The sequence below is a fragment of the Phreatobacter sp. genome (genome assembly GCF_022843985.1).
Lineage (GTDB): Bacteria > Pseudomonadota > Alphaproteobacteria > Rhizobiales > Phreatobacteraceae > Phreatobacter.
The window spans coordinates 148,107-174,219 of record NZ_JALHMP010000002.1 but is presented as its reverse complement, the minus strand read 5'-3'; the positions used below and the strand labels follow the sequence as shown (position 1 = coordinate 174,219).

The 26,113-nt window shown below is 66.3% G+C and carries 23 protein-coding genes; 13 read left to right on the top strand and 10 right to left on the bottom strand.

The features are described from left to right. The first annotated feature begins 105 nt into the window (after nucleotides 1-105). Nucleotides 106-1,578 (top strand): NAD-dependent succinate-semialdehyde dehydrogenase, encoded by a 1,473-nt coding sequence (locus Q0C57_RS02075; RefSeq protein ID WP_296571358.1) that lies wholly within the window; start codon nucleotides 106-108, stop codon nucleotides 1,576-1,578. A gap of 55 nt (nucleotides 1,579-1,633) precedes the next feature. Here Q0C57_RS02075 and Q0C57_RS02070 read toward each other — a convergent pair whose 3' ends face one another. From Q0C57_RS02070 to Q0C57_RS02060, 3 genes are all read right to left on the bottom strand, one after another. Then, nucleotides 1,634-3,169 carry a glycosyltransferase family 39 protein gene (locus Q0C57_RS02070; RefSeq protein WP_296571355.1) on the bottom strand — a complete coding sequence of 512 codons (1,536 nt, stop codon included), beginning with the start codon at nucleotides 3,167-3,169 and terminating at the stop codon, nucleotides 1,634-1,636. Between the two features lie 17 nt (nucleotides 3,170-3,186). After that, nucleotides 3,187-3,819 carry a LysE family translocator gene (locus tag Q0C57_RS02065; RefSeq protein WP_296571352.1) on the bottom strand — a complete coding sequence of 211 codons (633 nt, stop codon included), beginning with the start codon at nucleotides 3,817-3,819 and terminating at the stop codon, nucleotides 3,187-3,189. 225 nt (nucleotides 3,820-4,044) lie between these two features. After that, the gene (locus Q0C57_RS02060; protein ID WP_296571349.1) at nucleotides 4,045-4,446 is read right to left on the bottom strand and encodes an SH3 domain-containing protein; all 402 of its coding nucleotides are present in this window, start codon (nucleotides 4,444-4,446) and stop codon (nucleotides 4,045-4,047) included. Between the two features lie 161 nt (nucleotides 4,447-4,607). On the opposite strand from Q0C57_RS02060, the gene Q0C57_RS02055 reads away from it, so the two are divergent. Continuing rightward, nucleotides 4,608-4,958, top strand: coding sequence for an antibiotic biosynthesis monooxygenase (locus tag Q0C57_RS02055; RefSeq protein ID WP_296571346.1), 351 nt, complete (start codon nucleotides 4,608-4,610; stop codon nucleotides 4,956-4,958). Between the two features lie 27 nt (nucleotides 4,959-4,985). On the opposite strand, the gene Q0C57_RS02050 is transcribed toward Q0C57_RS02055, so the two are convergent. The 3 genes from Q0C57_RS02050 to Q0C57_RS02040 all read right to left on the bottom strand — a co-directional run bounded on the left by Q0C57_RS02050 (nucleotide 4,986) and on the right by Q0C57_RS02040 (nucleotide 7,501). Beyond that, complete coding sequence (locus Q0C57_RS02050; RefSeq protein WP_296571343.1) at nucleotides 4,986-5,978, bottom strand: tripartite tricarboxylate transporter substrate binding protein; 993 nt, start codon at nucleotides 5,976-5,978, stop codon at nucleotides 4,986-4,988. A 172-nt stretch (nucleotides 5,979-6,150) separates the two neighbouring features. Beyond that, on the bottom strand, nucleotides 6,151-7,077 hold the full coding sequence (locus Q0C57_RS02045) for a hypothetical protein (protein ID WP_296571340.1): 927 nt from the start codon (nucleotides 7,075-7,077) through the stop codon (nucleotides 6,151-6,153). Nucleotides 7,078-7,096: 19 nt separating this feature from the next. Beyond that, nucleotides 7,097-7,501: a DUF971 domain-containing protein gene (locus tag Q0C57_RS02040; protein WP_296571337.1), complete on the bottom strand. Its 405-nt coding sequence runs from the start codon at nucleotides 7,499-7,501 to the stop codon at nucleotides 7,097-7,099. 158 nt (nucleotides 7,502-7,659) lie between these two features. Between Q0C57_RS02040 and moaA the strand changes: the two genes are divergently transcribed. The 7 genes from moaA to Q0C57_RS02005 all read left to right on the top strand — a co-directional run bounded on the left by moaA (nucleotide 7,660) and on the right by Q0C57_RS02005 (nucleotide 16,194). Beyond that, nucleotides 7,660-8,682, top strand: coding sequence for a GTP 3',8-cyclase MoaA (gene moaA / locus Q0C57_RS02035; RefSeq protein ID WP_296571334.1), 1,023 nt, complete (start codon nucleotides 7,660-7,662; stop codon nucleotides 8,680-8,682). Nucleotides 8,683-8,924: 242 nt separating this feature from the next. After that, nucleotides 8,925-9,665 (top strand): hypothetical protein, encoded by a 741-nt coding sequence (locus Q0C57_RS02030; protein ID WP_296571331.1) that lies wholly within the window; start codon nucleotides 8,925-8,927, stop codon nucleotides 9,663-9,665. A 127-nt stretch (nucleotides 9,666-9,792) separates the two neighbouring features. Next, on the top strand, nucleotides 9,793-10,941 hold the full coding sequence (gene solA, locus Q0C57_RS02025) for an N-methyl-L-tryptophan oxidase (protein WP_296571328.1): 1,149 nt from the start codon (nucleotides 9,793-9,795) through the stop codon (nucleotides 10,939-10,941). Continuing rightward, on the top strand, nucleotides 10,938-11,873 hold the full coding sequence (locus Q0C57_RS02020; protein WP_296571323.1) for a DMT family transporter: 936 nt from the start codon (nucleotides 10,938-10,940) through the stop codon (nucleotides 11,871-11,873). Before solA ends, Q0C57_RS02020 begins: the two co-directional genes overlap by 4 nt. 358 nt (nucleotides 11,874-12,231) lie before the next feature. Beyond that, nucleotides 12,232-12,840, top strand: a complete 609-nt coding sequence (locus Q0C57_RS02015; RefSeq protein ID WP_296571320.1) for a TRAP transporter small permease subunit — start codon at nucleotides 12,232-12,234, stop codon at nucleotides 12,838-12,840. A gap of 125 nt (nucleotides 12,841-12,965) precedes the next feature. Beyond that, nucleotides 12,966-14,921: a TRAP transporter large permease subunit gene (locus Q0C57_RS02010; protein ID WP_296571549.1), complete on the top strand. Its 1,956-nt coding sequence runs from the start codon at nucleotides 12,966-12,968 to the stop codon at nucleotides 14,919-14,921. 94 nt (nucleotides 14,922-15,015) lie between these two features. After that, nucleotides 15,016-16,194: a patatin-like phospholipase family protein gene (locus tag Q0C57_RS02005; protein WP_296571318.1), complete on the top strand. Its 1,179-nt coding sequence runs from the start codon at nucleotides 15,016-15,018 to the stop codon at nucleotides 16,192-16,194. 97 nt (nucleotides 16,195-16,291) lie between these two features. Here the strand turns inward: Q0C57_RS02005 and Q0C57_RS02000 are convergent, their stop codons facing one another. Continuing rightward, nucleotides 16,292-17,380 carry a TRAP transporter substrate-binding protein gene (locus Q0C57_RS02000; RefSeq protein ID WP_296571315.1) on the bottom strand — a complete coding sequence of 363 codons (1,089 nt, stop codon included), beginning with the start codon at nucleotides 17,378-17,380 and terminating at the stop codon, nucleotides 16,292-16,294. Between the two features lie 253 nt (nucleotides 17,381-17,633). On the opposite strand from Q0C57_RS02000, the gene Q0C57_RS01995 reads away from it, so the two are divergent. Further along, a complete protein-coding gene (locus Q0C57_RS01995) occupies nucleotides 17,634-18,506 on the top strand; it encodes an NAD(P)-dependent oxidoreductase (protein WP_296571313.1) in 873 nt (290 codons plus the stop codon). A gap of 37 nt (nucleotides 18,507-18,543) precedes the next feature. On the opposite strand, the gene Q0C57_RS01990 is transcribed toward Q0C57_RS01995, so the two are convergent. The 3 genes from Q0C57_RS01990 to Q0C57_RS01980 form a co-directional block, all read right to left on the bottom strand. Next, on the bottom strand, nucleotides 18,544-19,185 hold the full coding sequence (locus tag Q0C57_RS01990) for a uracil-DNA glycosylase family protein (protein WP_296571310.1): 642 nt from the start codon (nucleotides 19,183-19,185) through the stop codon (nucleotides 18,544-18,546). Nucleotides 19,186-19,225: 40 nt separating this feature from the next. Then, nucleotides 19,226-19,837, bottom strand: coding sequence for a glutathione S-transferase family protein (locus Q0C57_RS01985; protein ID WP_296571306.1), 612 nt, complete (start codon nucleotides 19,835-19,837; stop codon nucleotides 19,226-19,228). A gap of 89 nt (nucleotides 19,838-19,926) precedes the next feature. Then, complete coding sequence (locus Q0C57_RS01980; RefSeq protein WP_296571304.1) at nucleotides 19,927-21,534, bottom strand: ATP-binding protein; 1,608 nt, start codon at nucleotides 21,532-21,534, stop codon at nucleotides 19,927-19,929. Nucleotides 21,535-21,673: 139 nt separating this feature from the next. Here Q0C57_RS01980 and Q0C57_RS01975 point away from each other — a divergent pair, with 139 nt between their 5' ends. The 3 genes from Q0C57_RS01975 to Q0C57_RS01965 all read left to right on the top strand — a co-directional run bounded on the left by Q0C57_RS01975 (nucleotide 21,674) and on the right by Q0C57_RS01965 (nucleotide 26,112). Next, the gene (locus tag Q0C57_RS01975; protein ID WP_296571300.1) at nucleotides 21,674-22,216 is read left to right on the top strand and encodes a thermonuclease family protein; all 543 of its coding nucleotides are present in this window, start codon (nucleotides 21,674-21,676) and stop codon (nucleotides 22,214-22,216) included. An 88-nt stretch (nucleotides 22,217-22,304) separates the two neighbouring features. Beyond that, complete coding sequence (locus Q0C57_RS01970; RefSeq protein WP_296571297.1) at nucleotides 22,305-24,494, top strand: ATP-binding protein; 2,190 nt, start codon at nucleotides 22,305-22,307, stop codon at nucleotides 24,492-24,494. 100 nt (nucleotides 24,495-24,594) lie between these two features. After that, a complete protein-coding gene (locus tag Q0C57_RS01965; protein WP_296571294.1) occupies nucleotides 24,595-26,112 on the top strand; it encodes a malonyl-CoA synthase in 1,518 nt (505 codons plus the stop codon). The last annotated feature ends 1 nt before the right edge of the window (nucleotide 26,113 follow it).

Genomic DNA, 26,113 nt, shown 5'->3' with positions numbered 1-26,113 from the left:
GGAATGTCACCAGACGTTTGGCTGCCGTGCCGCCCGTCGGGATGCGCCGCCTGCGGGCGGGTGCTAGAAAGCCCCCACGTCCCGCAACAAGCCCCGGAGGCTCCGATGAACGCGCCCCTGAAGACCACGCCCCTGCCGCTGAAGGACCCGACACTCCTGAAGTCGCAGTGCTACGTCAACGGCGAATGGGTCGGCACCCCCACGGACCCCGTCGTCAATCCGGCCACCGGCCAGACGATCGGCCACGTGCCGCGCTTCGGTGCGACGGAAGCCGCCGAGGCGGTCGCTCATGCTGACAAGGCTTTCAAGCTGTGGTCGAAAAGGACCGCCAAGGAGCGCTCGAATATCCTGCGCAAATGGTTCGACCTGATGATCGCCAACACGGACGATCTTGGCCTGATCATGACCGCCGAGCAGGGCAAGCCGCTGGCCGAGGCCAAGGGCGAGGTGGCCTATGCCGCCTCCTTCGTCGAGTTCTTCGCCGAGGAGGCGCGGCGCGTCTATGGCGACATCATTCCGCAACACCGGCCCGACCACCGCATCCTCGTGCACAAACAGGCCATCGGCGTCTGTGCCGCCATCACGCCCTGGAACTTCCCGGCGGCGATGATCACCCGTAAGTGCTCGCCGGCCATTGCGGTGGGCTGCACCATGGTGGTGAAGCCCGCCCCGGAAACGCCGCTTACGGCGCTGGCGTTGGCTGAGCTCGCCCATCGCGCCGGCATTCCGGCGGGAGTCATCAACATCATCACCGGCGACGCCGCTCCCATCGGCAAGGTCTGGTGCGAGCATCCGACGGTGCGCTTCATCGGCTTCACCGGTTCGACGCCGGTCGGCAAGCTGCTGATGGCGCAGGCCGCCTCCACCGTGAAGCGCGTCGGCCTCGAACTCGGCGGCAATGCGCCCTTCATCGTCTTCGACGATGCCGACGTTGATGCGGCCGTCGAGGGAGCGATGGTCTCGAAGTACCGGAACATGGGGCAGACCTGCGTCTGCGCCAACCGCATCTTCGTGCAGGAATCGGTGCATGACGAGTTCGTCGCCAAGTTCACTGCCAGGGTGAAGGCGCTCAAGGTCGGCAATGGCCTCGAAGCCGGCATCGACCAGGGCCCGCTGATCAAGCCAGCCGCCGTCGACAAGGTCGAGGCCCACGTCAAGGACGCGATCGCCAAGGGCGGCAAGGTCGAGACCGGCGGCAAGCGCTCTGCCCTCGGCCATACCTTCTACGAGCCGACGGTGATTTCCGGCGTCACCGTCGACATGCTCGTGACCAACGAGGAGACTTTCGGCCCACTCGCCCCGATCTACAAGTTCAAGACCGAGGACGAGGCGGTGGCATTGGCCAATGCCACGCAGTTCGGCCTGGCGAGCTATTTCTACGGCCGTGACATCGGCCGCATCTTCCGCGTCGCAGAGGCACTGGAATATGGCATGGTCGGCATCAATACCGGCCTTGTCGGCACCGATGTGGCGCCCTTCGGCGGCGTCAAGGAATCGGGCCTCGGCCGCGAGGGCTCGCATTACGGGCTCGACGAGTTCATCGAGATCAAGTTGATGATGCTCGGCGGCATCCAGTAAGCCTGTCAGGCGTTCCAGGGCGGCGCCGCGCCGTCCTGGTCATGCCGGTGCGCCTTCAGCGCGCCGCCACACTCACCGGCGCCAGCGATTTCAGGCCCCGCGCCGGCACGACGACAAGCTCGAGTTCGGCGCGCCCACCGCGGCCGATGGACAGGCGCTCGGGTTCCCCGATCACCGCGAACTGGCCCTGCAGCGTCGCCTGCTGGCGGGCCCATGTGCCGGCCAGCGCGACGATGAGGATATCGGCGCCCTGGTAGGCGCGGGGCACCTGCCGGAAGGCGAAGCCGCGGGGATCGGGCCCGATCACCATGACGTCGGCTCGGTCGCCGACCGCCAGGTCGACCTTGCCACCCTCGTTCCAGGTCAGGCCGATCACGACCGGCCCGGCGCCGCGCACCACGCCCTTGGCCGCAAGGGTGGACCGCAGCGCCGTCCAGTCGAAGGCGTCGATGGTCGGATCGGCCCTGACCGGTACGCCAAGGCGGGTCAGAAGGCCCGTGGCGCCCAGCCCGCCGACCACGAGAACAATGATCACGGCGAGACCGGCGCTCCATCCTGCCCAGGCCCTGGGAGAGGGACTGGCCGCGGGATTGGCGACCATCCAGGCCCCGAGCAGCGGGAAGATAAAGAACCAGCCCGGCATCGGCCAGTGTGGCAGGGCCCAGCCCGACCATAGCGACTGCAGCGTGAAGTAGAGGATGGTCGGGGCCGCCAGCGCCATCAGGAAGAGGCGGCGCGGATCCCGGAGGAGGCGCAGGTTCAGCGCGGCGATGGTGGCGAGCGGCACTGCGATCCAGGGAGCCAGCCAGACGAACTGGCCGGCGAGCATCTGCGCGAAGGCGGCGAGCGTCAGGCCCCGGCCGCCGCCCCGGCCGGCCTGGAAGCGCAGCGAAGCCCAGTCATTGGCGAGGTTCCAGACGATCACCGGCGAGATGGCGAGGGCCGCGAGAAGCGCGCCCACATAGGGGGCGGGATGGGCGAGCCAGCGACGGTGCTCGCTGGTGAGCAGGAAGAGCGCGAGCCCGCCGACGACGAAGAGTGCGGAATACTTGGATAGGCCGGCGAGGCCGAAGCAGAGCCCGGCCACGAGCCAGCACTTCCAGGCAGACGGGTTCTCGCCCGGGGCGGGAAAGAACAGTCGTGCCAGCGCCAGCACGCCGCCGGCCAGACAGAACAGCAGCGGCCCGTCCGGGACGATCCAGGTGCCGGGCGAGGCCAGGAAGAACAGCGAGGCGTTCAGCGCCAGCACGGCCCAGACACCCTCCCAACCGCCGAACAGGCGGCGCGTCAGGGCGAAGAGCAGGTAGGAGGTGCCGGCAAAGAGCAGGATGAATGGCAGGCGCACCGCCCATGTCGTCCCGAAGACGACCATGGACAGATTGGCGAGCCAGAGATGGAGCGGCGGATGATCGAAATAGGAGAGCGCCAGGCGCCGCGCCTGGCCCAGCGTGTAGCTCTCGTCGACGCCGAAGCCGAGCAGCCCGGCGAAGGCGATGCGCAGGACCGTGAAGCCGGCGATCACCACCAGCGCCGCCCGGGCGGGCTCCTCGGGCAGGAGGTGGAAGGGCTTGGCGCTCGTCGCGGCTGTCATGCCGGCGGATTAACCGATCAGGCGCGCTGGCGATAGCTCTGCACGGCATCGGCCACGGATTTCGCGCCGAAGAGCACGAAGGTCACCCCGACGAAGCGGGTGACGATCAACCCATGGGTCATGAAGAAGCGCCGCACCGCCGGCAGCCCGGCCACGGCGATCAGGATCACGTCGGCAAGGATGAAGCCGAGGAAAGCAACGAGCATGACCTGCGGCGCGAGGTCCCAGGTCAAAAGCCCGGAATAATGGCCGACCAGCACGGTGAACATCGCCACCGAGACGGGATAGGCCTTGGGATTGGTGACGCCGAAGACGAGGCCGGCAAGGAGTGGATGACGGCCGCCGACAACAGCCGTCCCGGCCGCCTCCCTCGCCATCAGCGCCCGGATGCCGAGCACGATGAGATAGGCGCCGCAGGCGAGGCCGAGGATCTCGAAGAGGAGCGGACCCATCTGGTTCACGCCGACGATGGCGGCAAGCGCCAGCGTGCCCCAGAGCAGGTCGCCGACGAGATGGCCGGTCACGAACCATGTTCCCGACATTCGCCCTTCCCTGGCCGCCAGAGCGAAGATCGCGAGGAAGGCCGGCCCGGGCGTGAGCACATAGATCATCGCGGCGGCGAGGGTGGCGAAGAACAGGCCGAAGGTCATGGCGGGGAGACTCGCGCGGCGGCAGATGTCTCCAGCGGAGCACAGCCGGGAGCAGGCCTCAAGGGAGAGCCCGCCGCCCTCCCTTGCGGAGAGCGGCGGGCTGCCTGCCGGGAACGGGTAAGATGCCACGCATGCCAATGCGTTGCTGCCGCGGACAGAAACCGGCAAAATCATCCGCGTCCATCATCCCCGTTATGGCCGGTTGCCACCCGGCAGGGGACCGCGTCAGTAGCGCCAGCCATCCACATGGACGCCGGGGGTGCCGAAGCTGAAGCCGATCCCGCCGCCACGGATGTAGGGCTCGTCGTAGTAGCCGTCCCGCCAGACCGGATCATAGGCCATGGGCCCGGCATAGGGCACGCGACGCTCGGCGCGCAGGGCACCGCCGCGAACGGGCTGCAGATAGGAAGCGCTGGCATAACCTCCGAGCGCGGGCAGGTAGCACCAGCCGTCACCGCAGCCGCGCACATTGACGACGGTGCCCTTCGGCAAAACGCCGATCACCGGGTGGCTCGTGCCCTGGCCGGCGCGCACGTTGAGATCGGTTTCCACCATGGCCGGCCTGGCGAGCGCGGGCGCAGCACCGAGGGCGGCGACCATGGCGGCGACAGTCAATGTCCTCTTCATCGCGATCTCCTTTTCTTAAGCCCCAGCCCCGAACCTCTTGGGAAACCAACCATGGCACCCCCGGACGGTTCCCGCGACAGTCTGGCGTGCTGCGCACCCCCCCTGACAGCCGGTCCGATCTGCCCTAATCACGAAGCGCGCAGAAGACCGAAGGATAGGTGATGATCGCAGTGATTTTCGAGGTCGTGCCGGCGGAGGGCGCTCTCCCCGGCTATCTGGAGCACGCGAAACGGCTCAGGCCGGAACTGGAGGCGATGGATGGCTTCATTTCTGTCGAGCGATTCCAGAGCTTGACCGACCCGGCCAAGCTTCTGTCGCTGTCGTTCTGGCGCGATGAGGCGGCGGTCAAGGCCTGGCGCAACCACGCCATGCACCGGGCGACGCAGACGGCAGGCCGGGACGGCATGTTCGCCGGGTACCGCCTGCGCGTCGCGGCAGTGATGCGCGACTACGGCATGACCGAGAACCGGGACCAGGCACCCGACGACAGCCGGGCGAGCCACCGCGCCTGAGCGCAGTGGCTGTCGGGAGCAGAACGATCAGTTCTGGAGCTTGATGTTGCCCTTTTCGATGATCGTCTTGAACTTGGCGATCTCGGTAGCGGACTTCTGACGCATTTCGGCGCCGGTGGAGGGAATGGCAGCGGCACCCATCTCCTCGAAGCGCTTCACGACGGCCGCGTCCTTCAGCGCCTCCATCTGCGCCTTCTCCAGCGCCTCGATGATCTCCTTCGGCGTGCCCTTGGGGGCGACGAAGCCGTTCCAAGAGGTGATGTCGAAGCCCGGGAGGGTGTCGTTGAGCGGCGGGATTTCGGGAGCGATTGCCACCCTGGTGGCCGAGGTGACAGCGATGCCGCGAATAGTGCCGGCCTTGTAGTGCGGGAAGGGCGAGGTGAAATTGTCGAAGGACAGCTTGACCTCGCCAGTGATCAGCCCCTGCACCAGCGCGGCCGAGGAACGGAACGGCACGTGGGTCATGCGCGTACCGGTGAGCTGCATGAACAGTTCAGCCGACAAGTGGATGGACGTGCCGATTCCGGAAGAGCCGAAGTTCTCCTTGCCTGGATTGGCCCTCAGATAGGCGATCAGCTCCGCCAGATTGTTGGCCGGGATCGAGGGGTGGATGCAGAGGAAGTTCGGCTGTGACGAGGACAGGCCGATGAACTCGAAATCGTCCATCGGCTTGAACGGCAGGCGATCGCCAAAGAGGTTAGGATTGATCCCGTGGGTGGAGATGGTCGTCATGCCTATCGTGTAGCCGTCGGGCTGCGCGCGTGCGATTGCCGCCACGCCGACATTGCCGCCGGCACCGGCGCGGTTCTCGATGATGAAGCTCTGCCCGAACCTCTGAGTGAGCTTCTCGCAGACGATGCGGCCGATGACGTCCGTCGAACCACCGGCGCCGAAGGGCACGATGCAGGTCACGGGACGGGCCGGGTAGCTCTGCGCGAAGCCCTTGGTGCCGATGAAGGGGGTGGCGAGCGTTCCGGCCGCCAAGCCGAGCACGGTGCGCCTGTCGATAGACTTGGTCATGGTTCCTCCTGAGATGAATGCATGCGGGTTTGATCCCGTCTTGGCCGGGAGCCTAACACGGCTTCCCCTGTGCGCAACCGCCGAGGCAGCCGCGTCGGCGCGATGGCGAAAATGGTGGTCGGATTGAAGTGGGCGCCGCCTGGCAGCACGGGCCCGTCCTGCCCGGCACGCCTTAAGGCATGGCCTTCAACTGCCGCGGCAGCGCGGCGAGGTCGGCCTCGAGCTCTCCGATCCGGGCGCGCAGGGCCGATTCGGCTTCGGTCCGGTTGGCGAACTCGGCGCCGTCGACGACGAACTTCTCGCCGCGCAGGAAGCCGGACTTCTTCACCTTGACGCCATGGGTCTTGAGGTCGTCGAGAACCGTCTGGGCCGCGGTGATCTTGGCATTGACGGCGGCGTTGTGGTCAAGCGCCTGGGCGCGGTCCCGCTCGCGCTGGGCGCCGGCGAGCTTGGCGTTCCGGGCGTCGATACGGGCGCGGTAATCGGCAGCTTCCAGCCATTCGGTGCGCTGGCAGACGACGAGCAGGGAGGCCGTGGTGCCCGCGGCCCACCCGAGACCGAAGGCGCCCAGCACGGCTTCGGGCTCGCGGCGGCTGCCCGCCCGCACGACCTTCTGATGCTCGTGATAGGTCAGGCTCTTGTCGAGCGGCACGACCATCTTGATCTCCCACTGGTCCTCGTTCAGCGAGGCGATGAGCTGGTCGAGACGGCTGGTGATGGCGGGCACGTCCACGGTGACCGCCCCGAGGCTCCACTCCTTGTCGCCCTCTGTCTTGGTCCAGTTGGGAAACAGGTCGACGGTGAACTGCTTGGTCTCGATCCAGGGGATCATGGCGGCGGAACTCGTGGGCAGGGAGGGAGCGGAAACGGGGGCCGGTTTCACCACAGGTGGTGGCGCGACGGCGACCGGCGGGGGAGGAACGGGCGCGACGGGGGGCAGGTCGGGGGCGACGACACCCGTCATGGGCGACGGCAGCACGGCGACGGGTTCGGATGGCACCGGCGGGGGGGCGGCAGCGGGGGCGGCTGAGCCCAAGGGCGGAACCGGCCGATCGAGGCTGAGGCCTGCGAGCGCGGCGGAGAGTTCGTCGAGCTTCATCCGGTCGTCGGGTCCGAGCTCAACGGCCGGGGCGGTCGCGGGAGGCGCCGGCGGAGGCGAGTCCGTCGAGGTAGCGGGTCCAGGTCGCGTCGTGGTCTCGTCCGAGCTCATACAGGTAGTCCCATGAATAGATGCCGGAGGAATGCATGTCGTCGAAGGTCAGGCGGACGGCGTAATGCCCGACCCGATCGATGCCGATCAACTGGACGTCCTTCTTGCCCCCGACGAATTTGCGCTCAGACGGCGAATGCCCCTGCACCTCCGCAGACGGGCTCTCCACACGGAGATATTCGGCGTCGAGGGCGAAAATATGCCCGTCGTCGTAAGTGACTGTCAGCCGCCGGCGGTCGGCGGACAGCCTGAGTTCGGTCGGCCAGGCGTACTGCCGGCCGGTGGCGCTCTCGACGCTACTGATCTCCGTCATGGCGGAGCTCCTGTCTGAGACGTGACGCAGGACGGATCGGAGAGGTAGACTGTTCTTTCGCCCTCTTCAATCTCGCAGGAGGTGACGACGGCGCCGTCAACGCCTAAATAGACAAAAGAGGCGGTCGCCATCCTCCGGGACGCGACCGGGAGGTGCGTATGTTCGACCAAGCTGCGACGAGACCGCTGCCGATGATCGATCCCTATGGACGATCGATCGACTACCTGCGCGTCTCCGTGACCGACCGCTGCGATTTTCGCTGCGTGTATTGCATGTCGGAAAACATGGCCTTCCTGCCGAAGAAAGACCTGCTGACGCTCGAGGAGCTTGACCGTCTCTGCTCCGCCTTCATCGGCAAGGGTGTCCGCAAGCTGCGCCTGACCGGCGGCGAGCCGCTGGTCCGCAAGGATGTCATGACTCTGTTCCGGTCGCTGTCACGCCATCTCGATCATGGGACGCTGGACGAACTGACCCTGACCACCAACGGGTCACAGCTCGCCCGCCATGCCGCTGATCTCGCTGCCTGCGGTATCCGGCGCATCAACGTCTCGCTGGACACGCTGGACACGGCGAAGTTCCGCGAGATCACCCGCTGGGGCGACCTTGACGCGGTCGTCAAGGGAATCGACGCGGCGCTTGCCGCCGGCATCCACGTCAAGATCAACGCCGTGGCGCTGCGCGGTGTCAACGAGGCCGAGATCGAAGACCTGGTGGCCTGGGCCCACGGCAAGGGCATGGATATTTCCTTCATCGAGGTCATGCCGCTCGGCGACATCGAGCCCTCCCGCCTCGACCAGTACCTGCCGCTGTCGCTGCTGCGGGCGCGGCTCGGCGAACGGTGGACGCTGACCGAGAGCCCGCATCGGACCGGCGGACCGGCGCGCTATGTCGATGTTGCCGAAACCGGTGGGCGGGTGGGGTTCATCACGCCCATGACCCACAATTTCTGCGAGAGCTGCAACCGCGTGCGCATCACCTGCACCGGAACGCTCTACATGTGCCTCGGACAGGATGACGCGGCCGACCTGCGCGCGCCGCTCCGGGCGTCAGAGTCAAACGATCTGCTCAGCGAGGCCATCGATCGCGCCATCGCCCGCAAGCCCAAGGGTCATGATTTCGTGATCGATCGCCGCACCCGTCAGCCGGCCGTGTCGCGTCACATGAGCATGACGGGCGGATGAAAGATCGTTTCGTCTAGAACTTCCCCTCTGCAACATTATGCCAATACTTAAGACGATTGACACCCATGCAATTGACGCAACGGAATTTGCCACTTTTCAGTCGCAATTCTCTTGCTTAAGCCGCGCCAGACGGGCGGCTCGCTTTGGCGGATCAAACTGCGACGGACCCGACAGGCATCCCTGATCAACCGTCGTCCGTCGCCTTCGCGCGCAGTGGCGATTCTTTTCCAAAGGCGTCCGCGATGACCTCTGCATCCACGCCGCAGCCCGATCCCGCGACCGTGCGGGACGCGCTGCGCCGCATCACATCTTCCACCTTCGTTCCGGCCGGATCGGTGCCGGCGACGATCCTCACCCATGTCGTCGAGCGCACGCTTGCCGGCGACGAACGCACGATCAAGGCCTATACGATCGCCGTCGAGGGCCTCGGCCGGTCCCCGGATTTCAACCCGGACCGCGATTCGACCGTGCGCGTCGCAGCGATGAGGCTGCGCAATGCCCTCGACCTCTACTATGCCGGCCCGGGAGCGCGCGATCCGCTGCGGATCCGGATGGCGCCGGGCAGCTATCGGCCGACCTTCGAGCTGATGACGATGACCGCCGCCGGGGTTGATCCCACGGATCCACTCCGCCCCAATGTCGTGCCTGTCCCGGTCGCGCCTGTGGTGCGCCCGCGCCGCGCGGCCTTCGCGAACTCCGCCCGCTGGCTCATTGCCATCTCGGCGATCCTCGCTGTGGATGTCGTCCTGACCGTCGTGCTCATGGCGGCTCAGCTGCGCGGCGATGCGACTGGCTACGTGGCCTCGCTGACGATCGGGCACGAGCATGTTCGCGCTGCGGAGAAGATAGCGACGGCTGACCCGATTTTCGCGCAGATCCACGAGCGGGTGGAGCGCAGCTATCGTCAGACTGGAACCTGTCTGCGCCGAGGGAACGGCGGGCCCGGCCAGCCCGGCTTTGTCGTCCATGCAGGCCCCGGTTGAGTGCATCCATCGGCAGACGGCCGACGGCGGTAGCCTTCGCGGGGCTGATGCGACGAAGCGACGCTCGACCAACGGCCTGCCGGGCGGTAGCACGGTCGCAGGGACGAAACGACCGGAGCGCCGAAGCGTGGCCCATTACGACGTGATCGTCGCCGGCGTCGGCGCGATGGGATCCGCCGCGGCCTATCAGCTGGCCCGGCGGGGACGCTGCGTGCTCGGCCTTGAGCGTTTCGACATACCCCATGCCATGGGCTCGTCCCAAGGCATCAACCGCATCATCCGCCTCGCCTATTTTGAACACCCGCTCTATGTGCCGCTGCTGCGGCGGGCCTATGAGCTGTGGCGCGAGACGGAGGCGGCCTTCGGCGAGCAACTGCTCCATGTCACCGGAGGGCTCGACGCCGGCCCGGCCGATGGACGGATCGTCGCGGGATCGCTTGCGGCCTGCCGTGAGCACGACCTGCCCCACGAACTGATGGATGCGCGCGAGACCCGTCGCCGCTTTCCGGCCTATCGACTGGACGATGGGCATGTCGCCAATTTCCAGCCGGATGCCGGCTTCGTGATGAGCGAGCGCGCCATCGTCGCCCAGAGCACGATGGCGATGGCGGCGGGTGCCGACATCCGCGGGCGCGAGGCATTGACCGGCTGGGAACCCACAGCCGGTGGCGGGGTCAGGGTCACCACGACACGGGCGACCTATGAGGCCGAACGTCTGATCCTGTCGACAGGGGCCTGGATCGCCGACCATGCGCCCGGCCTTGCCCACCTCGCCGTGCCCGAGCGCCAGGTGCTGGGCTGGTTCCAGCCGCGCGATCCCGCCCCCTTCGCGCTCGGTGCCTTCCCGGTTTCGATCGTCGAGACGCGCTTCGGATCCTGCTACCAGTTCCCGGTCTTCCATGTTCCAGGCTTCAAGATCGGCCTCTACAACCACCGCCGGGAGACGGGCCATGCCGATACCCTGTCGCGGGAGCCGAACGCCCGGGACGAAGCGGCGCTGCGCGAAGTCATGCGCGACGTCTTCCCCGCAGCGGACGGGCCGACCCTGGCGCTGCGCTGCTGCCTGTTCACCAACATGCCCGACGAGCATTTCGTCATCGACATGCTGCCCGGCCTGCCGCAGGTCGTTGTCGCCTCCCCCTGCTCCGGCCATGGATTCAAATTCGCCAGCGTCATCGGCGAGATCCTCGCCGACCTGACCACAAGGGGCAGCAGCCGACACGATCTCTCGCTCTTCCGTCTCGACCGCTTTGCCCAGGCGGGAGCACTCCCGTGACTTCCCTCACCGCTCCTGCGGTCGCCAGCGGCGCCAACCGGCGCGGCATTATCGCCATGTGCACCGCCATGGCCTGTTTCATGACCAATGACACGCTGGTCAAGGTGGTCGCGGAGGACCTGCCCTCCGGCCAGATGATCGCCATCCGCGGCGCCTTCGCGACCGTGATGGTCTTCACCTGGCTGGTGATCGCCGGCCATGCCCGTCAGATCGGCATGGCGGCATCGCCACTGGTGGCGACCCGCGCCGGACTCGAGGCGGTCGTCGCCTTCCTGTTCATCACCGCCATCGCGTCGATGCCGATCGCCGACATCACCGCCATCTTCCTGATCACGCCGCTCCTGATCACGGCCTTGTCCGGCCCCCTTCTAAAGGAGAAGGTCGGCTGGCGTCGCTGGTCGGCGGTCGCTGCCGGATTCCTCGGCATGCTGCTGGTGGTGAAGCCGGGCGGCGCCGGCTTCGTCGCCGGCTCGGCCACGGCCATGGCGCTGGCCAGCGTCGCCTTCTGCGCCATTCGCGACATGGTCACCCGCTTCATCGACCCGCGCATTCCAACCATCGTCATCACGCTGACAACCTGCGTCGCGGTGGCCCTGTTCGGAGCTGCGATGATCCCGTTCCAGACATGGGTCCCCCCGAGCCTGACCCACGTCGGGCTGCTTTTCGCGGCGGCAACCGTCGTCGTTGTTGGCAATCACGCCATGATCCTCGCCTTCCGTGGGGTCGAAGTCTCGCTCGTCTCGCCATTCCGATACTCGGTCATGATATGGGCCATCGTCTCCGGCATCACCGTGTTCGGCGAATGGCCGGATGCGACCAGTTGGGGCGGCATCGCCCTGATCGTCGGTGCCGGCCTCTACACCCTGCATCGCGAGCGGGTCCGGCTGAGGATGAGAAGCTCCGAGGTGGAGGCGCGGACGACCCTCCCCTGATCTGGCGGCGTCGCCACGTTTTCAAAAGAATGGCGCCAGATGCGGGCAAATCCCGCTGTTCATTCCGCATGCCACTGTTGTCCCCGCCGCAGCCGTGGCATAGAGGAGGTGCGACATTTCGACGTCGTACCGGTCACCGCACAACAATTGCGGGGTCGGTCAGCGGGACAGGCATGGTGGGCGATCGAGGGACAATGCGGGCTGCGTCCATGACGCAGCGACCGGACATTGTCGGCAGACACGTTTCATGATGCTTCATGGCAGCGGGTCTTCCGCTCGCATGCGTGAGAGCGGGGTGCAAAGGCGTCCTCTCCTGCGGCCCCGCGAGGTGATGGCCTTCCAGGGGAGTCTACCCGGCATGCAGGGACTTCTGTCGATCAGCCGTGTCATCGACGCGGTGAACACCCATATCGGCAGGGCGGCCAGTTGGCTGATCCTCGTCGCCATTCTCATTTCGGCTGGCAACGCGATCATCCGAAAGGCGTTCTCGAGCTCCTCGAACGCCTGGCTGGAAGCGCAATGGTACCTGTTCGGTGCCGTCTTCATGCTCTGCGCGGCGTGGACGTTGCTGTCCAACGAGCACATCCGGATCGACATCGTCAGCAGCCGCTTCCCGAAGCGCGTGCGCAACTGGATCGAGGTGCTGGGCCACACCCTGTTCCTGATGCCGTTCTGTATCCTGCTGCTGCTGGACAGCTGGCCGTTCTTCCTCAAGTCCTACCTGCAGAACGAGCAGTCGATGAATGCCGGCGGCCTTGTCGTCTGGCCTGCCAAATTCCTGGTGTTGGCCGGCTTCGTGCTGCTGCTGTTCCAGGGCATCAGCGAGTTGATCAAGCGAATTGCCATCATGCGCGGTGACATCGAGGACGTCCACGGCGGTGGCCATAGCGAGATGGCCGAGGCGGAAGCCGCCCGCCTGCTCGAGGCCGCTAGGGCCCAGGGCCTGCTCGACGCCGCCAAGAAGTGATGCGCACCAGGAGACATTCAGTGACCATCCGCCGTTTCCTGTCGGGCGCGCTCGCCGCCGCCGCCCTCACCGTTCTCGCCCTGACATTCCTCACGGAACCGGCCCAGGCGGCCACCGGCAGCGGTGTGGGCGACTTCCTTCGCGCCAACATGGCGCCGGTGATGTTCGTCGTGCTGGTGATGTTCATGCTGCTGGGTTACCCGGTCGCCTTCGCGCTCGCCGCCAATGGCCTGTTCTTCGCCATCATCGGCATCGAACTCGGACTGTTCCAGCCGAACTTCCTGCAGGCGCTGCCTGAACGCATTTTCGGCACGATGAACAACGAGACGCTGCTGGCGATCCCGTTCTTCACCTTCATGGGGCTCATCCTCGAGCGCTCCGGCATGGCGGAGGACCTGCTCGACACGATCGGGCAACTCTTCGGAACGGTCCGAGGCGGCCTCGCCTATGCGGTCATTTTCGTGGGTGCTCTGCTTGCGGCGACCACCGGTGTGGTGGCGGCATCGGTGATCTCCATGGGGCTCATCTCACTGCCCATCATGCTGCGCTACGGTTATGATCGACGGCTGGCGAGCGGCGTCATCCTGGCCTCAGGGACGCTGGCGCAGATCATCCCGCCCTCGCTGGTGCTCATCGTCATGGCCGACCAGCTGGGCCGGTCCGTGGGCGACATGTACCAGGGCGCCTTCTTGCCCGGCCTGATTCTGACGCTCATGTATGCGGGCTGGGTTTTCATCGTCTCCATGATCAATCCGCAGGCCGTGCCCGGTCTGCCGAAGCAGGATGTCGGTTTTCTCGAGCCCGACGGTTCGCGCGGTGTGGCGCAGCTCGGCATCCTCACGCTGTTCTCGGGCCTCGTCGCCTATCACGTGATGAGCCAGACTAACGTGACGGGTTTGGCCGACTTCATCATCCTGACGATGTCGGTGACGGTCCTGGTGGCTTTCCTCTGTGCGCTGCTCAACTACCTGTTCGGCGCCAAGTACTGGTACGTGACGTTCATCGCATCGGTGGTCTTCGGCTTCGGCTGGTACTATCTGCGCGAAACGGCGCAGCCGCTGCTGGCCGTGAGTTCGGAAGCGATCGCCTTCGGCAGCCTCTATGCGCTCGTCGTCGGCCTCATGGAGCGCTTCACCGGCAGACGTCTCATCTCCAACATCGCCGAGCAGGTCACCTTCGTGATGGTGCCGCCGTTGGCCCTCATCTTCCTGGTGCTCGGGACGATCTTCATCGGTGTCGCCACGCCCACGGAAGGCGGCGCGATGGGAGCGGCCGGCGCACTCCTGCTGGCCGGCGTGAAGCGTTACCTGACCGGCGAGGAGCGCCGCTTCAATTTCGGCATCATCAAGCAGGCGACCGAGTCGACGGCGAAACTGTCGGCCTTCGTGCTCTTCATCCTGGTCGGCGCCCGCGTGTTCGGGCTCACGTTCTACGGCGTGAACGGTCACATCTGGGTCGAACACCTTCTGACCTCGCTGCCGGGTGGCCAGGTGGGCTTCCTCATCGTGGTCAACCTCGTCGTCTTCATCCTTGGCTTCTTCCTCGACTTTTTCGAACTGGCCTTCATCATCGTGCCTTTGATGGGACCAGCCGCCGAGAAACTGGGGATCGATCTGATCTGGTTCGGGGTGATCCTGTCCGTGAACATGCAGACCTCTTTCCTGACGCCGCCGTTCGGCTTCGCGCTGTTCTATCTGCGCTCGGTCGCGCCGAAGGATCCCTTTACCGACAAGGTCACGGGTAAACCCATGGAACCCGTCAAGACCCTGCAGATCTACCAGGGCGCGGTGCCATTCGTCTTCATCCAGTGCATCATGGTGACGCTGGTCATCGCCTTCCCGGGCCTCGTCATGCATTACAAGGGCACGGCGCCGACGGTGGACCCCTCCAAGGTGGAGATCCGCATCGAGTTGCCGGGCCTCGGCACCGGCCTGCCGAGCTTCGATGCGCCGGGCGGCTTGCCTGGGCTCGGAGGCCCGCCACCAGGCCTGGGCGGACCGCCACCAGGCCTGGGCGGACCGCCGCCTGGCCTTGGCGGACCGCCGCCCGGGCTGGAGCCACCGCCGGCGCCGCGCAACTGAGATGACCGGGCCGCGCCTGACCGTCGCGGCCCGTGTCTTTTCGGCCCTAGACGCTCCGCGAGCCGCCCTTTATCGATGAGGCACGGAGTGGTTCATGCAACCGACAGTGCCTCGCCTGTTTCAGTTCGCCATCATGGCGATGACCGTGGTTCTCGCGGGGTGTTCGACCCAGCCGCGGCTGCCGGCCGTTCCGCGGCACGAGACGGCCGAGGCGTCGTTCCTCGGTATTCCCGATGCGCGTTTCTCCCTCAGCGGGGACACTGCGGCCCTCACCGCCAGCTTTGCCGCATCCGAACAGCGGCGGCGCCTGTCGGGGGAAACCGGCACGGATCATCTGCTCGCCATTTCAGGCGGCGGCGAGAACGGCGCGTTCGGAGCGGGATTGCTCTACGGCTGGACGGAACGGGGCGACCGGCCGCAGTTCCGCCTGGTGACCGGCGTCTCCACCGGCGCCCTGACAGCGCCCTTCGCCTTCCTCGGAAGCCGCTACGACGCGCAGCTCAAGGCTGTCTATACGACCATCCAGCGCGACAACATCGCCCAGATCCTGCCGATCGTCACCATCCTCAACGGCGATTCCGTCGCCGACAGCCGGCCGCTTGCTGCGCTGATCGCTACCCATATCACGCCCGAGATGGTCGAGGAGATCGGCCGCGAGTACCGGAAGGGTCGCGTGCTGATGATCGGCACCACCAATCTCGACCTTGGCCAGCCGGTGGCGTGGAATATCGGCGCGATCGCTATCAGCAACCATCCGGGCAAGGTCCAGGCGATCCGTGACATCCTGCTCGCCTCGGCCTCCATCCCGGGGGCGTTTCCGCCCGTGATGATGGACGTCATGGTGGGCGCTACACGGCGCCAGGAAATGCATGTCGACGGCGGGGCAACGACCCAGGTGTTCCTCTACCCGAGCGATGCCCCGCTGCGGAATGCACCTGCCGTGGTGCGCCGCGTCCCACGGGTGGCCTGGATCATCCGCAACGGCCGGACACAGGAACTGAACGAGGAGGTCAAGCGCGGCCTGTTGCAGATTGCCGCGCGGTCCATCTCGACGATGATCACGTCGAACGCCATCGGCGACATTTACCGGATGTATTTGGTCACCCAGCGCGACCGGGTCGACTTCAATCTCGCCTATATTTCCAGGCGATTCACGGTGCCTTACGAGAAGCCCTTCGATCCCGTCTACATGAACGCGCTGTTCGAGTTCGGCCGCAACGAGATCCGCACCAACCAGCCCTGGCTGAAGCGCCCGCCCGGCTATCGTCCCTGAGGTCCGGGCAAGGACTTCGGTACGGTATCCCGATGATCCCATGAAAAACCCCGGTGGATTGCTCCGCCGGGGTTTTGTGTCACTCGCCTGGGCGAGATCAGCCGCGGGCGCGGGCCCGGATCATGAAGGTGTCATAGGTGTACTCGGCGACCTGCCACCACAGATACTGCTCACCACGGAAAGCGTTATGGTGATCGAGGACCTTCTTGAATTCAGCATTCTGGGCCGCGGTCTCGGCATTCACCTCGTTGGAGGCCCGGAAGGAAGCCTCCAGAATTTCAAGCGAGAAGGGCCGCAGCTGGGTGCCGTTGGCCACGAGCTGGCGCAGCGCTGCCGGATTCTGGGCATCGTACTTGGCCATCATCCAGGTGTTGGCCTGATGCGACGCGTTGAGCAGGATCGCCTTGTAGGACGCCGGGAGAGCGTTGTAGCGGGCGATATTGAACATGTTGTGGAGCATGGCTCCACCTTCCCACCAGCCGGGATAGTAGTAGAACGGCGCGACCCTGTTCAAAGTGAGCTTCTGGTCGTCATAGGGGCCGACCCACTCGGCCGCGTCGATCGTGCCCTTTTCCAGCGAGGGATAAATATCGCCGGCGGGGACCTGCTGGGGCACGACGCCGAGCTTCTGCATCGTGCGACCGGCAAAGCCGCCGATGCGCATCTTCAGGCCCTTCAGATCGTCGGCGGTGCGGATTTCCTTGCGAAACCAGCCGCCCATCTGGCAGCCCGTATTTCCCGCAGGGATCGCGTAGATGTTGTGCTTGGCATAGAAGGCGTTCATCAGCTCCATGCCGCCGCCGAGGAAATGCCAGGCGTTCTGCTGCCGCGAGTTGAGACCGAAGGGCACGGCGGTGCCGAAGGCGAAGGTCGGGTCGATACCGGTATAGTAGTAGGACGCCGTGTGGCAGGACTCGACCGTCCCGTCACGCACGGCCTGCATCGCCTGCAAACCCGGGACGATTTCGCCGGCGGCGAAGACCTGGATCTGGAACCTGTTGTCGGTCATTTCCGCAACGGCCTTCGCAAAGACCTCGGCGGCGCCGTAGATGGTGTCGAGCGACTTCGGGAAGGAGGAGGCGAGGCGCCATTTCACTTCCGGCGCGGTCTGGGCGATCGCCGGGGCGGCGACTGCGGATGCGGCGGCGGCGACCGACGCGGTCTTGATGAATGTGCGGCGCTCCATGAGCATGTTCTCCCTAAGGTCCCGCAGTGGAAAAAAACCGGCCCGTTCGCCGGACTCGTGGGGCGGACAAAACCACAATTCACCAACGCATGCCAGCTTTGCGGATTGGCGGTCTTCCGAATTTCACATGGCCAAGTGTTTGTACGTAATCGCGACTCGGCAGTGGGTTGGCGAACCGCAAGGCTTGACCTCACGTCCGCCACGGGGATGGTAGGCGTCCCTTCTTTCCAGCTATCGCAGCGGAGTTCACATCATGGCGAAAGTCGCGTTCCTCGGTCTCGGCGTCATGGGCTATCCCATGGCCGGCCACCTCAAGGCCAAGGGCGGCCATGCCCTGACCGTCTACAACCGCACGGCCGCCAAGGCCGATTCCTGGGTGGCGCAGCATGGTGGCAGAGCGGCGCGGACGCCGAAGGAGGCGGCTGCCGGTCAGGATTTCGTCTTCGCCTGCGTCGGCAATGACGATGACCTGCGGGCCGTCACCATCGGCCCGGACGGCGCGTTCCAGGCCATGGCGCCCGGCACGGTCTTCGTCGACAACACCACCGCGTCCGCCGATGTCGCGCGCGAGCTCCAGGCCAAGGCGAAGGCCCTCGGGATCGGCTTCGTCGACGCGCCTGTCTCGGGCGGCCAGGCCGGTGCCGAGAACGGCGTTCTCACGGTCATGTGCGGCGGCGAGGAGGCGGACTATGCCCGCGCCGAACCCGTGATCATGGCCTTTGCCCGCGCCGCCCGCCGGCTTGGCGGACCGGGGGCCGGCCAGCTCGCCAAGATGGTCAACCAGATCTGCATCGCCGGCCTCGTCCAGGGTCTTTCCGAGGGGCTGCATTTCGCTAGGAAAGCCGGTCTCGACATTGAGCAGCTCGTCGACGTCATTTCCAAGGGTGCCGCCGGGTCGTGGCAGATGGAGAACCGTCACAAGACAATGAACCAGGACAAGTTCGACTTCGGCTTTGCCGTGGACTGGATGCGCAAGGACCTGTCGATCTGCCTGGCGGAGGCCCGCCGGAACGGTGCGACTCTGCCGGTGACCGCGGTGGTTGACCAGTTCTATGGCGAGGTCCAGGCGATGGGCGGCGGCCGCTGGGACACGTCCAGCCTGTTCGCCCGCCTCGAGCGGAAGTGACGCCCCACCCCCCGGCACCGTTCCCCGGCCAACGGCCCTAAACCCGCGCCGCCACTGCCCGCCGCAGCGCCGGGACAATGTCGACCTCGAACCAGGGATGGCGCTTCAGCCATCCCGAATTGCGCCAGGAAGGGTGCGGCAGGACGAAGACGGCCGGGCTGGCGCGTGCCGCGAGAATGGTGCGCCAGGCGGCGACAGTCTCGGTCAGGGTCGCGCCGCGCAGATGCCCCAGGCCAAGCCGAGCGAGGTGATAGGCCTGCGCCGCAGCACCGATGGCAAGGATCAGGTCGACCTGCGGCATGGCCGCCATCACCCGGTCATGCCAGGCGTCACGGCATTCGCGGCGCGGCGGCAGGTCAGCTCCCTTGGCGTCGAGGCCGGGAAAGCAGAAGCCCATGGGAAGGATGGCGAGGCGGGAACGGTCGTAGAAGACGGCCTCGTCCAGCCCCATCCACGAGCGCAGCCTGTCGCCGGACGGGTCGGTGAAGGGCCGGCCCGAGGCATGGACGCGGGTGCCGGGGGCCTGGCCAGCGACCAGGATGCGCGCTGTGGCCGAAGGCCAGGCGACGGGTCGCGGGGCATGGGGAAGCGGCGCGCCACGGGGGGTGTCGGCGCAGATCCGGCAGGTGGATATAGCGCGCTCAAGGGCCGCGAGGGCGTCTGCGCCCTCACCTGCCATGCCGTCGCTGAGACGCCGCCCGGCGGTCAGGCTTCCGCCCTCAGGCCTTGGCGCTGGGACGGGCGGCCATAGCCGCATGCCAGCGCTTCAGGTCGACCAGTTCGTCCGGAACGGCGACGCGGGTCGGCTTGAGGAAATCGATCCCGATCATCGCGGTGATGTCGGCATTGGTGAAACGGTCGCAGCAGACGAAGTCGCGACCGGCGAGCTGTCTGTCGAGGAAGGCGAGTTCGTCGACGATGCGGGCCTTGTTGACCTCGCCCCATTCCTTCACCTGCGGCACTTCCATGGCGGCCATGGCGGGGTGCAGATGGCGGAAAGCCGAGGCGATCGTCGAGAGAAGATTCAGCTCGGCGCGACGCGACCACATCTCGATCTCACCGATTTCCCTGGGCGTCTGCCCGAAGAGGTTCGGCTCGGGATGGAGCGCCTCGATATAGCGGCAGATGGCGATGGATTCACACAGGATCGAACCGTCTTCCAGCTCGAGGGCGGGCGTTCGCTGGCGTGGATTGACGGCGGCGTAGCTCTCCGACTTCTGTTCCATCTTGCCGAGGTCGATGGTGACCTTGGGGATATCGAGGCCCTTTTCGGCGAGGAAGACGCGGACGCGGCGCGGATTGGGTGCAAGCGGGGTATCGTAGAGCTTCATCGCAGACGTCCTCGTGCGGCAGGCTTCCTATCGTGTAACTGCACATCATCGCTCGGGAAGGGTCAAGCCGGCGGGATGGAGGATGGGCTTCAGCGGCGCGGCCCGAACAGGGCGCGGCGGAGCGCTCCGACATTCTGCACCATGGCGGCGGGCATCGGCTCCTCGGCCATGGGAATGTCGATGGGAGCGACCACGGGCGGGCTGGCGATGGCTGGCAGTGCTTCCATCACGCGTTCGGCCGGGAAGGTCACGGTCACCTCGGTCCCGATGCGCACGGTCGACTTCAGCGTGAAGGTACCGCCATGCATGGAGACCAGGCCCTGGACGATGGGCAGTCCCAGGCCGGTGCCCTGTTCGGCATTCTTGATCGCATTGGAGCCCTGGCCGAAATTCGACAGGACGATTGGAATCTCGTCCTCGGGAATGCCGGGCCCCGTGTCTTTCACCGCGATATACTGTCCGCCCGATGCGGTCCAGCCGACCTTCAGGGTGATCTCGCCACCGACCGGGGTGAACTTGATAGCGTTGGACATCAGATTGAGCACGATCTGCCGGATCGAGCGCTCGTCCGCCCAGAGCTTCGGCATGTCGGTCTCGAAGCGCTCTATGATGGCGACGCCCTTGTTCTTGGCGCGCACCTTGAGCAGGTGATGGCAGTCCTCAACGACATAGGCGAGCGTCAAGGCCTCCTCGTTAAGGTCGTAGCGGCCCGCCTCGATGCGCGACAGGTCGAGGATCTCGTTGATCAGCGAGAGCAGATGCTGTCCCGAGGAATGGATGTCGCCGGCATACTCGGCATATTGAGGGGAGGAGTGGGGGCCGAACATCTCCCCCTTCATCACCTCCGAGAAGCCGAGGATAGCGTTCAGTGGTGTGCGCAGTTCGTGGCTCATCTGGGCAAGGAACTGCGACTTGGCGATATTGGCCATCTCGGCATTGCGCCGGGCCTCGTCGGAATTCGTCTTGGCGGTCTCCAACTCGCCGATCAGCGCGTCCTTCTCGGCCCGCGCCTCGATGGTGGCGAGGTTGGTCTGGTAGAGGCGCGCCGAGATGATGGCGAAGAAGACGAGCGTGCCGAGGGCCATGGCTCCGAGAACCGCGCCCTGCATGCCGTGGAGCAGCAGAAAATAAGCGATCACCGTGCCGGCGACGGGCAGCGAGGAGGCCAAGACGGCGGCCGGCAGGGTCGAGCCGATCATCGCCGAGACGGCGACGACGATGAGCATGCCGACGAGCAGGAAATTGCTCGCCTCGGCGACCTCGGTTCGCATGACGACGATGAAGGCAAGAACCCAGGCCAGTCCGAGCATCACCTCGGCGATGACGAAGCGCAGGCGCCAGGATCCGAGATCGGCCTTGTCTGGCGCGACCTTGAGGAAGGACCGCGCCATGAGCATGCAGAAGCCATGGGCAACGAGGATGACGAGACCCGCCGCGGCTCCTAGCGCCGGATTGGTGGCCCAGCCGGCAACCCAGCCGGTGGCGACGGCAATGAGAGCGACGGCGATGCCCGCCGAACGCTTGTTCTGCGCGAAGACGCGCATCAACTCATATTCGAACGAGCGCTTCGTGCCGGTGGTCGAGGTCAGCCGATCACGCGCATCGCGCACCTGACGGACGACGCGTTTGCGGCTCTGGGCGTGCTCACGCGCCTTTTCGGCCTGCCGGTCGGCCGGCCGTCCGTCTGCCGCCGTCACGCCCATCCCCGGGCACCTCTCCAACGCAACGCCACTCGGGTCGAAATGTGGCAGAGGTTGATTAACGGCGGGTCGATATCCATGGTAAACGAACCATGAACACGCCGCTTCATTCCTGATTCCCCGCCCTGGGCCCGCAATGCTGCGCTTTTCCCGGTTCCGCAGCCTGCGGCCAAATACCGGCTTTGTCTGGCTCGTCCTGGCCGTTGCGGCGGTGACCGCCTATGCGATCCACCATGCCCTGCAGGGACCCACGGCCGGCGGCAGCTTCGGCGGTTATGCGCGCATCGTCGATGGTGACAGCCTGGTCGTCGCCGGACTCGAGGTGAGGCTTTTTGGCATCGATGCGCCGGAGCTCTTCCAGCGCTGCACGCGCGACGGCCGGGAGGTGCGCTGCGGACGGGAATCCGCCCGTTCACTGATCGCCGTGGTCGCCGGCCAGCCCCTCGCCTGCGAGCGTCGAAACATCGACCAATATGGGCGGACCATCGCCGTGTGCCGGGTCGAGGATGTCGACCTCGGACGGGCACAGGTTCTCTCCGGCCATGCCGTCGCCTATGGCGCCTACTACCAGGACGAGGCCTCGGCCCGAACTGCACGTCGGGGCCTGTGGGCCGGCGAGTTCGTCCGCCCGCGCGAATGGCGCGACCGGCACCGGCCGGGGGTGATGCCCGAGAGCTGACGCCGCTGCTAAACGGTTCTGATCCTGTCAGTTTCGGCGTCGGATAACCTTGCGTTAACCATGATAGCAGACAGTGCGACGGCGAGCGATGCGTCTCGCCACTGGTTTCATGATGCCTCCGACGCCGCAAGATCTGCTCTGGCCCGTCATCATCGCGCTCTGCGTGTTCCTCGTCCTTGCCGGCCATGTCACGCTGGAAAGCGGGCTGGTGCGCGCCAAGCACAGCGTCAACGCCGCAGCCAAGCTCCTCGTTCAGGTCGGCATCACGGTCCTCATCGTCTGGGCGGCGGGGTATGGCATCATGAATGCCGGCGGCCCCCTGGCCGGCAATGGCCCATTCATGCCTTCAGACGGCGGCTCGGACCTCGTCTTCGCGCTCGCCATCGCCTGCGCCGCGGCGACGCTCCTGTCCGGACCGCTGGCAGAACGCACGACGCTGCGCGGCTATGCGGCGCTCGTGGCGGTGTTCAGCCTGGGCGTGCTGCCCCTCGTCATGCATTGGGCCTGGGCGCAGGGCGAGACCCCCGGCTGGCTCAAGGGCCTCGGCTTCATCGACCTCGCCGGCGGCGGGGTCATCCACGTCGCCGGAGGCACCGCCGCACTGGTGGCCGCCCATGCCGTCGGCGCACGGACCGGTCGCTTCAACGGAACCCGGCGCAGCCTCGTGGTGCAGAGCCAGAGCTTTCCCTTCGCCGCCCTCGGCGTGATGCTGCTGTGGCTCGGCTGGTTCGGCATCGCCATCGGCCAGGCGTTGGCCGCCGGCATCGCCATCGCTCCCGTCGTGATCAATTTGGTTCTCGCCGGTGCCGCGGCGATCACCGCGACCTTCCTCGCCAACCAGATCCGCCCCTCGCGCGTTACCGTCGTCCACATCATCCATGCGACGCTGGCCGGGGTCGTGGCGGCCTCGGCGGCGGCCCATCTGCTGCACCCGCTTGGCGCGATCGCGCTCGGGGCGGCAGGGGCGGCGCTGGCGATCGCGGGCGCGCGCGCGCTCGAGCAGCTTGAGATCGACGATGCCCTCGGCATCGCCTCTGCCCATCTCTTTCCGGGCATGCTCGGCGTCCTAGCGGTGGCCCTCTGCCTGCCCGAAACCTTGGTTCCGACCCTGATCCTGCAGGCCATCGGCCTCCTCGCCATCGTCGCATGGTCAGCGGCGGTCATGGGCGCCACCGCCTTCGGCCTGCAATTTGTCATCCGCCTGAGGGTCGGGCGCGAGGAAGAGCGCATCGGCCTGAACGTCACCGAGCATGCCATGACGACGGACGTTGCCATGCTGGTGAGCCAGCTCGGCGCCCTCAACCTGAATGCCGGCGCCTTCGCCTATCTGGAGGCCGATTCCGACGGCGAACTCGGCCAGATCGCCCGCGAATACAACCGCGCCGTCGACATCTTCCAGGCGCAGATCAAGGGCGTGAAGGAAAAGCTCTCGCTTGCCGAGGCGGCCGCCGAGCAGGCCAACGACCTCAATGCCCGGCTCGCCAGCGACGTCCAGGAGCGCGAGCACAAGCTCGATTCGGCGACGCGCGAGGTCGCCTTCCTGACCGACCAGGTCGCCCGCTCGCTGATCGCCGTCGAAAACCTCAAGGGCGTGCGCTCGGGACTGGTACGGCTGATCGGCCGGACCTTCCGCCAACCGATCGAACGGCTGCACCTGATGGCGCGGCGCGCCGCATCGAGCCGCCACCAGGACGATATCGATGCGCTGATCGATGCGGCGCGGGAGGAATCGGCCAGGCTCGCCCGCCGTCTTGCCGACGTGCTCGACTATGCACAAGCCTCCGCCATCGAGGCGCCGCCGGCCGGCGACCAGGCGCCGATCGAGAAGCTCATCGGCGAGGTCAACCTGCTCTGCCGGCCGCGGGCGGAATCCAAGGGCGTTAAGTTCCGGGTGGTCTGGACGCCGGAAGTCTCCACCATGTCCGCCAATGCGGCGGCACTGCGCAAGATCATGGGCGAACTCGTCAACAACGCCATCGCCACCACCCCGCGCGGCGGGATCGTCAATGTCTCCGTCAAACAGGGCCCCGCTGGCGAACTGGTGCTCGACGTGGTCGATTCCGGTGACGGCGTCTCACCGGGGCAACTGGCGCAGGCCCTCGATCCGCTGGCGGAAGGCGAGGGCGAAGGGGCCGAACTGGGCCTCGCCCTCGTCAAAAAGCTGATCGACCTGCATGGCGGTGCGCTGACCATCCGCTCCAAGCCCGGGGCCGGGACGCAGGTCCGCGCCACCATCCGGGCCGATCATCTCGGCAAGCCGATGGCGCGCGCCGGCTGACGGGCGGCCCGACCCGCCCCTCGACCTGACCGGCGGGATGCGGCATGGTCCGGCCTCCCGCGTTCCACCGATCGCATCGCCGAGCACCACCCGCTGAGCCATGGCCAATCATCTCTTCGATCTCGTCCGCCTCTTCGGCACCGATCCGACCAAGACCTTCATCGAGACCGAGGACGGGACGGTCTTCACCTATGAGGACCTGTTCGCCGCGACCGGCTGCTTCGCCCATGCGCTGGTGGCAGCAGGGGTGAAGCCCGGCGACCGGGTGGCGGTACAGGTCGAAAAATCGCCGGGCGCGATCTTCCTCTATCTCGCCTGTGTCAGGGCCGGGGCGGTGTTCCTGCCGCTCAACACGGGCTACACGCTCGCGGAGATCGAATATTTCCTCTCCGACGCCGAGCCGGCGATGGTGGTCTGTGATCCCTCCCGCCGCGAGGGGATCGCCGAAGTGGCGGCCCGCACCGGCGTGCCGGCCGTCGAAACGCTCGGCCGGGGGAAGGATGGTTCGCTGTGGCAGAAGGCGCTCGCCGCACAGCCGGTCTTCGACACGGTGGCGCGCGGCGCCGACGATCTCGCCGCCATCCTCTACACATCGGGGACGACGGGGCGCTCCAAGGGCGCCATGCTGACCCATGACAACCTCGCCTCCAACGCGCTGACGCTCAAGGACTACTGGCATTTCACGCGCGACGACGTGCTCCTGCACGCCCTGCCGATCTTCCACACCCACGGCCTTTTCGTTGCCACCAACACGATCCTGATGGCGGGGGCGACCATGCTGTTCCTGCCGAAGTTTGACGCCGACAAGGTGTTCGAACTGATGCCACGCGCCACGACCATGATGGGTGTCCCGACCTTCTATGTGCGCCTGGTGCAGGACAAGCGCCTCACCCCCGGCGCGACGCGCCACATGCGTCTGTTCATCTCGGGCTCGGCACCGCTGCTCGCCGAGACGCACCGCGCCTTCCGCGAGAAGACCGGCCAGGCGATCCTCGAGCGCTACGGCATGACCGAGACCAATATGAACACCTCCAATCCCTATGACGGCGAGCGGATCGCCGGCACGGTGGGTTTCCCGCTGCCAGGGGTCGAACTGCGTGTCACCGATCCGGAGACGGGCACGGAATTGGCCAAGGGCGAGATCGGCATGATCGAGGTGAAGGGGCCGAATGTCTTCAAGGGTTACTGGCGCATGCCGGAGAAGACCGAAGCCGAGTTTCGCGCGGACGGCTTTTTCATCACCGGCGACCTCGGCAAGATCGACGCCGACGGCTATGTCCATATCGTCGGGCGCGGCAAGGACCTCGTCATTTCCGGCGGCTACAACGTCTATCCGAAGGAAGTGGAGACGGAAATCGACGGCATGGCCGGCGTCTTCGAGAGTGCCGTGATCGGTGTTCCCCATCCTGATTTCGGCGAGGGCGTCACCGCCGTGGTCGTCCCCGTGCCCGGCGCGACGCTGGATGCGGGCGCCATCCTCCAGGCCCTCGAGGCCCGCCTTGCCAAGTTCAAGCTGCCGAAACAGGTCATCATCGTCGATGACCTCCCGCGCAACACCATGGGCAAGGTGCAGAAGAACGTCCTTCGCGAGACCTACAAGGGCCTCTACGGAGGCTGAG

Excerpts from the sequence above, each read along its gene's own strand:
- Q0C57_RS01970 (WP_296571297.1), top strand. The coding sequence starts at position 22,305 with ATGCGTCTCGCCACTGGTTTCATGATGCCTCCGACGCCGCAAGATCTG.
- Q0C57_RS02065 (WP_296571352.1), bottom strand. The coding sequence starts at position 3,819 with ATGACCTTCGGCCTGTTCTTCGCCACCCTCGCCGCCGCGATGATCTAT.
- moaA (WP_296571334.1), top strand. The coding sequence starts at position 7,660 with ATGTTCGACCAAGCTGCGACGAGACCGCTGCCGATGATCGATCCCTAT.
- Q0C57_RS02075 (WP_296571358.1), top strand. The coding sequence starts at position 106 with ATGAACGCGCCCCTGAAGACCACGCCCCTGCCGCTGAAGGACCCGACA.
- Q0C57_RS01985 (WP_296571306.1), bottom strand. The coding sequence starts at position 19,837 with ATGAAGCTCTACGATACCCCGCTTGCACCCAATCCGCGCCGCGTCCGC.
- Q0C57_RS01995 (WP_296571313.1), top strand. The coding sequence starts at position 17,634 with ATGGCGAAAGTCGCGTTCCTCGGTCTCGGCGTCATGGGCTATCCCATG.
- Q0C57_RS01975 (WP_296571300.1), top strand. The coding sequence starts at position 21,674 with ATGCTGCGCTTTTCCCGGTTCCGCAGCCTGCGGCCAAATACCGGCTTT.
- Q0C57_RS02070 (WP_296571355.1), bottom strand. The coding sequence starts at position 3,169 with ATGACAGCCGCGACGAGCGCCAAGCCCTTCCACCTCCTGCCCGAGGAG.
- Q0C57_RS02015 (WP_296571320.1), top strand. The coding sequence starts at position 12,232 with ATGCAGGGACTTCTGTCGATCAGCCGTGTCATCGACGCGGTGAACACC.
- Q0C57_RS01990 (WP_296571310.1), bottom strand. The coding sequence starts at position 19,185 with ATGGCAGGTGAGGGCGCAGACGCCCTCGCGGCCCTTGAGCGCGCTATA.
- Q0C57_RS02060 (WP_296571349.1), bottom strand. The coding sequence starts at position 4,446 with ATGAAGAGGACATTGACTGTCGCCGCCATGGTCGCCGCCCTCGGTGCT.
- Q0C57_RS02030 (WP_296571331.1), top strand. The coding sequence starts at position 8,925 with ATGACCTCTGCATCCACGCCGCAGCCCGATCCCGCGACCGTGCGGGAC.
- Q0C57_RS02045 (WP_296571340.1), bottom strand. The coding sequence starts at position 7,077 with ATGAAGCTCGACGAACTCTCCGCCGCGCTCGCAGGCCTCAGCCTCGAT.
- Q0C57_RS02040 (WP_296571337.1), bottom strand. The coding sequence starts at position 7,501 with ATGACGGAGATCAGTAGCGTCGAGAGCGCCACCGGCCGGCAGTACGCC.
- Q0C57_RS02055 (WP_296571346.1), top strand. The coding sequence starts at position 4,608 with ATGATCGCAGTGATTTTCGAGGTCGTGCCGGCGGAGGGCGCTCTCCCC.
- Q0C57_RS01965 (WP_296571294.1), top strand. The coding sequence starts at position 24,595 with ATGGCCAATCATCTCTTCGATCTCGTCCGCCTCTTCGGCACCGATCCG.
- Q0C57_RS02050 (WP_296571343.1), bottom strand. The coding sequence starts at position 5,978 with ATGACCAAGTCTATCGACAGGCGCACCGTGCTCGGCTTGGCGGCCGGA.
- Q0C57_RS02000 (WP_296571315.1), bottom strand. The coding sequence starts at position 17,380 with ATGGAGCGCCGCACATTCATCAAGACCGCGTCGGTCGCCGCCGCCGCA.
- Q0C57_RS02005 (WP_296571318.1), top strand. The coding sequence starts at position 15,016 with ATGCAACCGACAGTGCCTCGCCTGTTTCAGTTCGCCATCATGGCGATG.